Raw genomic sequence first — 7,973 nt, 5'->3', positions numbered from 1 at the left:
TGAGGCATTCCCACGCAGGAGCGTGGGAACGATCAACGCTGCGCGTGGGAACGATCAAACGCGCTTTGTCACTTCTCCTTGTAGGACCACTTTATGCTGTCGGTGGGGATGCCCAATGCCTTGAGCTTCTCCTCGACCGAGCCCAGGCAGGCGCCGCCATCGGGTTTGTAATGGCCCGAGGCGTCGTTCACCATGGCGATGACATCCACCACACCATCGATATCCGCTCGTCTCTCGACCCTGAATTCGCCCGCGCAGATCACCGGCCTGCCGTTCCCCAACTGGCTGTGGCGGACATAGCCGGCACTGTCGTCGTGGTTCCAGAGCCGGTAGATGATCGACCCCTCCGGGGTGAATACCCAGGTGTAGCTGTTGTTGTCGTCATTGGGCCTGAGGGCTTCGCAGTCGCGGGTTTTCAGGATCTCGCCGATCAGCCGGCCATTGTTCATGCCGATCAATTGCCCGACGCCGTCGATGCTGGCCGGATCGTAGTTGCGCCAGGCTTTCAGGTCGCCGATATAGGGCATCAGCGTCACCGGGTAGGTCTGGCCGTTGAAGTCTATGTGCCGGTTGTAGCGGATATCCCGCCAGTTGCACCAGGAAATCGTACTGCCCCAGGAAATATGGGCGGAACGGTAGGGCGGCGAAACCCAGCGATTGATGCTGCGCAGCGAGTCGTTCAGGTAGCGGTCGTTGGCTTTCAGCAGGATCGATTCCAGCTTCCACTGGTCGTTGCCCCCCGATTCGGCTCTCGACTCCTGGTAGAACAGGATCGTATGCACATCGCGCATCGGGATCCTGGGCTTGCCGAACATCGCCTGGATATCGATATCGACGGTGACCGAGTCGCCCGCGCAGGGCGCGTCGAACAGGCGCACGGCTTTGTCGAGGGAGGTCAGGGTCATCATGATCTTGTCCGAAGTGCCGCCCCAGAAGACGTTGGCGACAGTGACGGTGACCGACAGCTTGCTGATGTAGCCCAATGGCTTGGGTTGAAAGACCACGTCGGTGGCGCGGCGCTGGCGGATAGGGTGGATCCGCCAGTACAGGCGTTCGGCACGCAGCGTGTCATATTCCACCAGCCCGATCCGCCCGTTTTCGAACTCGAGTACCTTTCCTGACAGGGGCTGGATCAGGTAACCGTCGGTGCTCATGTACCAGTTCTGATGGGCGTCCGCCGGATCGGGAGCGGCGAGGTGGATATTGCCGGCTCTGGCGGTCAGGGCCAGCCCGCTGGCGAGATCGATCAGTTTTTCCTGTTCGTATCGCCAGGCGCCTTCCAGCTCCCGGGGATCCTCCAGCGATACCAGTTGCAGACGCGAGGCGTTGAGTAACAGCCTGGAGCCCTCGTGCTTGTCGCTGCCGAGGTAGAAGGGCTGCTCGGGCAGCAACTGCGCCAGCTGATTGTCGTGAGTGAAAGGCGAAACGATGTAGGGCTTGAAAAACCATTCCTGGCGTTCTGCCGGGGACGCGGAGTACTCGGCGAGTTCCACGGTCCGTTCGCCGGTCTGCGTCCAGGCCAGGTCATTGCTGAACGAGCGGATGCTGCCCTGGCGGTCGATGTTCCACTGGTCATGGCCCGCTTCGTCGCTTTCCACCAGGCACAGCGACGGAATCCCGGCCGGGTCCGGCACCGCCGACAGGCGTCGATTGCCCCGGCCGGTAAAGATGGCGCCGATATTGTCGACGACCCAGATCTGCTGGCTGCTGGCGGCGAGGGGTTCCAGGGTCGCCGTCGGGCTGGCGTCGTCCCAGGCCAGGGCGGCATCGCTGCGGGTATTGATGATCCAGAAGTACTGGTGGGTATCTTCCGCGGTTTCCTTCAGGATCGAGCGGCCCCGGGTGTGGCGGCCGTGTTGTCCATCCAGGAAGACCAGCCACTCGGTATTCTCGATGTGCAGGGAAACCAGCTTCTGGTCGCCCAGTTTCAGCAGCTTCTGGCCCAGCAGTTCGCGCGTCGGACCGTAGGCCAGCAGATGCAGCTCGCCGGGATTCTCGAGATTGTTGAGTGGCCAGTAGTCGATACAGCCCTGGCTGATGACGATGAGGGGGCCATTGGACTCCATGCTCGGCACCTGGCCGGCCTCTGCCCAGATGGGTTCCAGGTGATCGGCGAACGACGGGGCGCGGGAGCGTGGGATATGGCGTATCTGCGCCAGGTAAATATTGAGCGACATGGCTCTCCTTGAGCGTTGCGACTGAGTGAAGTCACAGCTTAGGGAGTGCGCCGTTGACTGTCGTTTGTGCCTTGCCGACAGTCATGGCCGGACAATGGACAGGCAATGCGTGGGAGAGACCGACCGCGAGGCGGCCTGCTGGCGATCGCTCCCACCTGGGCAGGGGAGCGATCGTCCGGCCCGTGGGACGCTTACTTCGGCCCGAGGATCTTCACCAGCTTGTCCGCCGACGGTGCGCCCTGCTGCTGTTGCAGGTCACCGTTGTCGTCGAGGTAGAAGATCGATGGTGTGGCCGCCAGTTCCAGGTCTTCCATCAGCTTCATGTTGGCATCGAGCCTGGCCTGGATCTCTTTCGGAATCGTCGCCAGCGGCTTGAGCGAACTGCCCTTGCCGGCCTTCTCGTGGTCGTGCAGGGCCTGTTGCGGGTCCTTGGCGGTAAACAGGGCGGCGGCCTTGGCCGCGCTGTCTTCGCGGATGATCCCGACCATGATGTGCCGCAGTTGCACCTTGCCGGAATCGACCCAAGGCCGTGCCTGCTCCCAGAACATGTTGCAGTACGGGCAGTTCGGGTCGCTGAACAGATAGACGATGCGCGGTGCATCCTTCTTGCCGTCCTCGATCCAGTTGCTCTGTTCCATCTGTCCCCAGACCTGCTTGGACATCGGCGCATACACCAGTTTCTGCAACGGTGCCTGGCTCAGGTCCTTGCCGTCGGCGTCGTACAGGTTGCCGGCGATCACATGCTTGCCATCGGGGGTCAGGTACAGGGCCATGCCCCGGTTCTGATACTGGGCGGCATAGCCACGCAGGCCACCGGGGGCGTCGAAGCTGCCGACGATCCTGGCGCCCTTGGCCTCGATGCTCTTGATTGGCGCGGGCAATTCCTCGGCCTGGGACACGGGCACCTGCAGCAGCAACGCGCCGAGGGCGGTGCTCAGGCTCAGGTTCAGCAGGCGGCGGTTGAAGGACATAGCGGTTTCCTTGCTGGGGCCGATGAGGCCGTATTGGAGTGGGGTGGGCCGAAGTTTTCCAGGACCCGGGCCAGGCTGGCCTCGGACAGTTCGCCCAGGTGGCTGCCGAGCAGGCGGCCGTCGGCGCTGTACAACAGGGTGGTGGGCAGGGCCATGGAACCGACGGTGCGGGCCAGTTGGCCGCTGCCGTCGAACAGCACATTGTTGAGGTTCAGGCCCTGGGTCATGAGGAACGTGGTCACGCTCTGCATGCTTTCGGCCTGGTTGACGAACAGGAAGGTCACGTCCTGGCGTTCATGCTGGGCCTTTTGCAGCACCGGCATTTCCCGCCGGCACGGCGGGCACCAGGTAGCCCAGAGGTTGATCACCAGCGGCCCGCCCTGATAGTCGGTCAGGTGCACGGTCTGCCCTTCGGCGTTGACCAGGGTGATGTCCGGCAGGCGCGAGCCCTGCTCGTAGAGGGTGGTCGACAGGGTCGCCAGCAGCCAGAAGGCCAGTCCGCTGCCGAGGCCGAAGCCCAGCGGCTTGCGCAGCGCCGGACGCCGCCAGCACCAGGCCAGGGCGCCGACCAGCAGGGCCAGCAGGCCGGGCCAGAGCAGGAAACCGCCATCGCGGATATCGAGGACCTGCAGCGGATCGTTGCGGAAGTAGCTCCAGTAGGCGATCACGAAACCACCGCGGGCCGCCAGCATCGCCAGCAGGAACAGGCTGAACAGCACCGACTCCGGGTTATCGCCGCCGCGCCTGGCCACCCGCCAGCCGACCAGCGTCGCCAGGGCGAGGGCCAGCAGCAACAGCAGGTGGTTGATCGAGAGGGCGAAAGTACCGAGGGTCAGGGTAAGCATTTAGCGGGCATCCCGTGTGCTGTTCCAGTTTTGCAGGAATCCGGTGGCATCGACTTCACCGGTGATGCGGCCGGCCCGGTGCTCGACGCCATCGGGGGTTATCCACAGCAGGGTCGGTGGACCGGGCACTTCGAAGCGGCCGAGCAGTTCGCGGCTGGCGGCATTGTCGTCGGTCACGTCCAGGCGCACCAGCCGTACATCGCGCAGGGCGCTCATCACCTCGGCCTTGCCGAACACCGTTTTCTCCATGATCTTGCACGACACGCACCAGTCCGCGTAGTAGTCCACCAGTATCCACTGGCCCTGGGACCTGGCGCTGTCCAGCTCGCGTTGCAGGGCCGCCGGGTCCTTGACCGTGACGAAGGCTGCATGGCTCGCCGCGTTGCCGGCACCCGCCGCGGAGCCGGTGTATACCTGCAACGGGCGCCACGGATCGCTGCCACCGCCGGCGGCACCGATCACCAGCAGGCCGCCCCAGAGGCCCAGCAGCAGGCCCAGGCAACTGGCCGGCAGCGCCCAGCGCCCGGGTTCGCGGGACAGCCGCCAGGCACAGCAGGCGACGATCAGGGCCAGGGCGCCCCACAGGCCGAGCCACAGCGACTCGTTGACCACCGGGCGAATCATCAGGATCGCGGTGCCGAGGAACAGGAAGCCGAATATCGCCTTGACCCGGTCCATCCAGGCCCCCGGCTTGGGCAGGAAGCGATTGCCCACGGTCACCAGCAGCAACAGCGGCAGGCCCATGCCGATGCCGAGGCTGAACAGGACCAGCCCGCCGAGCAGGACGTTGCCGCTCTGGGCGATATACAGCAGGGCACCGGCCAGCGGCGCGGTCATGCACGGCCCGACCATCAGCCCGGACAGCGCGCCGATGATCCCGGCACCCACCAGGCTGCCGCCGCGCCGGCCCTGGCCGGCACGTTCCAGGCGGTCGCGCAGGGCGCCGGGCAGTTGCAGTTCGAAGACACCGAACATCGGCAGGGCCAGCACCACGAACAACGCGGCGAAACTGCCCAGCAGCCAGGGCTGTTGCAGGAAGGCCTGCAGGTTGCCGCCCAGCAGGGCCGCGACCACGCCCAGCGCGGCATAGACCAGCGCCATACTGATCACATAGCTGCCCGCCAGGGCGAAGCCGCGCCGTGGGCTGGCACCGCTGCCGACCACCAGGCCGGCGAGGATCGGCAGCATCGGCAGGGTGCAAGGGGTAAAGGCCAGCAGCAGGCCCAGGCCGAAGAACGCCAGCAGGCTCCAGCCCAGCGCATGCTGGCTCAGGCCGCTGGCCAGGGATTGATCCTGTGCCAGCCCCTGCGCCTGTCCGGCCGCCACCTGGGTGGTTTTTCCGCCGAGGTCGACCACCATGCTCTGCGGTGGATAACACAGCCCGGCATCCGCACAGCCTTGCCAGCCAACCGTGACCTGGCCGCTGGCGCCGGCCGGCACCAGCAGTTCGAGTTCGCCACGATAGACCGGCTGCTCGCCGAAGAACTCGTCGCTGTGGGACTGCGCCTCAGGCAGGGCAGGCCGCTGGGCCGGATCGAGGCCGTCGAATTTCAGGCGTTTCTGATACAGGTAATAACCGTCAGCGATCTGCCAGTACAGCCGGGTCTGGCCGGAATCGAGCTTCTCGGAGCTGAAGATGAAGACCTTGCCGGCAGGGGGGAAATCCGGCTTCTTGACCGCGAACGGGTCATTGCCGGCCTGGGCCAGCCCGGCGAACAGCAGAAAAACCAGGGTGAATAACCAACGCATGAAAAAACCTTAATGCAGGAACCTGTCAGGCAAGACTGCTGGGCAGCGATTAACCGATCATTAACCCATGCGCCCGTCGAGTGCCTGCCTGCTGAAGCGCTTCCTGGGCAACGTAGGGGCGCGCCGCTCACCACTGGACCTGCGGTTACCTATCCTTGTTCCGTTGGCGGCATAATCGCGGCTTAATCCATCTGTGTCCCAATGGACACATTTGCACAGGTATTCCCATGCACGTACTGGTTTGCGAAGACGACGAGTTGATTGCCAGCGGCATCGTTGCCGGCCTGACCGCCCAGGGCATGACCGTGGAGCACGTGGCCACGGCATCCGCCGCGCGGGCCATGCTGCGCGCGGCGGAGTTCGACGTGATGGTCCTCGATCTCGGCCTGCCCGACGAAGACGGCCTGAAACTACTCACCCAGTTGCGCAGCAAGGGCCTGGAACTGCCGGTACTGATCCTTACCGCCCGCGACTCGGTGACCGACCGGGTCGACGGCCTGCAGGCCGGTGCCGACGACTACCTGCTCAAGCCGTTCGACCTGCGCGAACTTTTCGCCCGCCTGCAGACGCTGCTGCGCCGGGTAGCCGGACGCAGTGTCAACCTGATCGAGCACGGCCCGTTGAGCTACGACCCGAGCAGCCGCGTCACCACCCTCAACGGTCAGTCGGTGGACCTCTCGCGGCGCGAGCAGGCGCTGTTGCAGGCCCTGCTGCACAACCGTGGCCGGGTACTTTCCAGCGAGCAGCTGAAAGACAGCGTCTATGGCTTCAGCGACGAGCTGGAAAGCAACGCCCTGAACGTGCATATCCACCATTTGCGCCGCAAGCTGGGCAACGGCATTGTCGAGACCGTCCGCGGCCTGGGTTACCGCCTGGGCCCGGCGGGTGACGGAGAGCTGTAAGCATGATGAGCCTGCGCCTGCGCCTGAGCCTGACCATCGGCTCGGCCTTCATCCTGATCTGGGCCCTGGCCGCGACCTGGATGCTCAGCGACCTGCGCCATCAGATGATGTTCTCCCTCGACCAGCGCCTGGTGGCGTCGGCACGCATGGTGGCCGGGCTGCTGGAGCAGTTGCCGCCGATGTCGGGCCAGGACGGGAGCACGCATTTCAGCTCCGAACAGTTGAATATCAGCGGCGGCATGGCCTGCCAGGTCAGTTCCCTGCGCGGGGAAGTGCTGGCGCGCAGTCACAACAACCCCGAACAGGACCTGGAAGCGCAGAACGTCGGTTTCCATGACCAGATGATCGACGGCGCGCCCTGGCGCACCTTCACCCTGGTCCGCGGCGATATCCATATCACCACCGCCGATCGCCAGGTCGAGCGCGAGGCCTTGAACCTGTCGGTCCTGCTAGCCGCCTCGGTGCCGGTCGGCGTCGCCTTGCTCGGCTGCCTGTGCCTGCTCTGGCTGGGACTCGGCCAGGGCCTGACACCGCTCAACCGGATGCGCGACGCGCTGATGCGGCGCAGCCCGGATTCCCTCGAACCCTTGCAGGTGCAGCCGCTGCCCCGCGAGTTGCAGCCGTTGCTCGATACCCAGAACCAGTTGCTCCAGCGCATCGGCAAGACCATCGAGCGCGAGCGGCGGCTGACCGGCGACGCGGCCCACGAGTTGCGCAGCCCGCTGACCGCGATCAAGACCCACCTGCAGGTGGCGCGCATGACCGAAGGCGCGGCCCGCGATCAATCCCTGGCCCATGCCGAGGCCGGCGCCGACCGCCTGCACCGGACCCTGGAGCAGTTGCTGTTGCTGGCGCGGGTCGAAGGCAGCCTGTCGTTCGACGATGGCGTGCAGTGCACTGCCGAACAGGTGGCGCGCCTGGCGATCCAGGATTCGGCCACTGGCGACCGCGGGCGGATCGAGCTGCATCTGCCGGAGCATTGCTCGGCCGCGCCGCTGGAAATGCCCTCGACCCTGTCCATCGCCGCCTTGCGCAACCTGCTGGACAACGCCCTGCGCCATACGCCGGGGGATGCACCGGTGGAGCTGAACGTGGAAACCATCGGCAACCGCGTGCGTTTCCAGGTCCGCGACCATGGTCCGGGGATCGCCGAGGATGATCTGCAGCACCTGACGCAACGCTTCTGGCGCAACGGCAAGAGTACCGGCTGTGGCCTGGGGCTGGCGATTGTCCAGGCGATCGTCCAGCGCTGCGGCTGCGTCCTGCATTTCGACAGCCGGCCGGATGGCCTGCGGGTCGAGCTGACCATGCCCTTGCAGGCGGTGTGAC

General features: G+C 65.3%; 6 protein-coding genes. 2 read left to right on the top strand and 4 right to left on the bottom strand.

Annotation, left to right across the window (positions count from 1 at the left end; translation table 11 throughout):
• Window positions 1-68 precede the first annotated feature (68 nt).
• The 4 genes from HX881_RS13430 to dsbD all read right to left on the bottom strand — a co-directional run bounded on the left by HX881_RS13430 (window position 69) and on the right by dsbD (window position 5,742).
• Complete coding sequence (locus HX881_RS13430) at window positions 69-2,177, bottom strand: hypothetical protein (protein WP_177084941.1); 2,109 nt, start codon at window positions 2,175-2,177, stop codon at window positions 69-71.
• A 191-nt stretch (window positions 2,178-2,368) separates the two neighbouring features.
• Window positions 2,369-3,148 carry a thiol:disulfide interchange protein DsbG gene (dsbG, locus tag HX881_RS13425; protein WP_017125727.1) on the bottom strand — a complete coding sequence of 260 codons (780 nt, stop codon included), beginning with the start codon at window positions 3,146-3,148 and terminating at the stop codon, window positions 2,369-2,371.
• The gene (locus HX881_RS13420; RefSeq protein ID WP_017125728.1) at window positions 3,124-3,993 is read right to left on the bottom strand and encodes a TlpA disulfide reductase family protein; all 870 of its coding nucleotides are present in this window, start codon (window positions 3,991-3,993) and stop codon (window positions 3,124-3,126) included. The genes dsbG and HX881_RS13420 overlap by 25 nt, the downstream gene beginning before the upstream one ends.
• Window positions 3,994-5,742, bottom strand: coding sequence for a protein-disulfide reductase DsbD (dsbD, locus tag HX881_RS13415; RefSeq protein WP_177084939.1), 1,749 nt, complete (start codon window positions 5,740-5,742; stop codon window positions 3,994-3,996).
• A gap of 227 nt (window positions 5,743-5,969) precedes the next feature.
• Here dsbD and HX881_RS13410 point away from each other — a divergent pair, with 227 nt between their 5' ends.
• Together HX881_RS13410 and HX881_RS13405 are read left to right on the top strand one after the other, a co-directional pair.
• Complete coding sequence (locus HX881_RS13410) at window positions 5,970-6,644, top strand: response regulator (protein ID WP_017125730.1); 675 nt, start codon at window positions 5,970-5,972, stop codon at window positions 6,642-6,644.
• A gap of 2 nt (window positions 6,645-6,646) precedes the next feature.
• Window positions 6,647-7,972: an ATP-binding protein gene (locus HX881_RS13405; protein ID WP_177084937.1), complete on the top strand. Its 1,326-nt coding sequence runs from the start codon at window positions 6,647-6,649 to the stop codon at window positions 7,970-7,972.
• Window position 7,973 lies beyond the last annotated feature (1 nt).

It is taken from the genome of Pseudomonas gingeri, from assembly GCF_013386115.1.
In the GTDB taxonomy this organism is placed as follows: domain Bacteria; phylum Pseudomonadota; class Gammaproteobacteria; order Pseudomonadales; family Pseudomonadaceae; genus Aquipseudomonas; species Aquipseudomonas gingeri.
The sequence above is the reverse complement of the archived record's forward strand: the minus strand, read 5'-3'. Positions and strand labels throughout refer to the sequence as shown.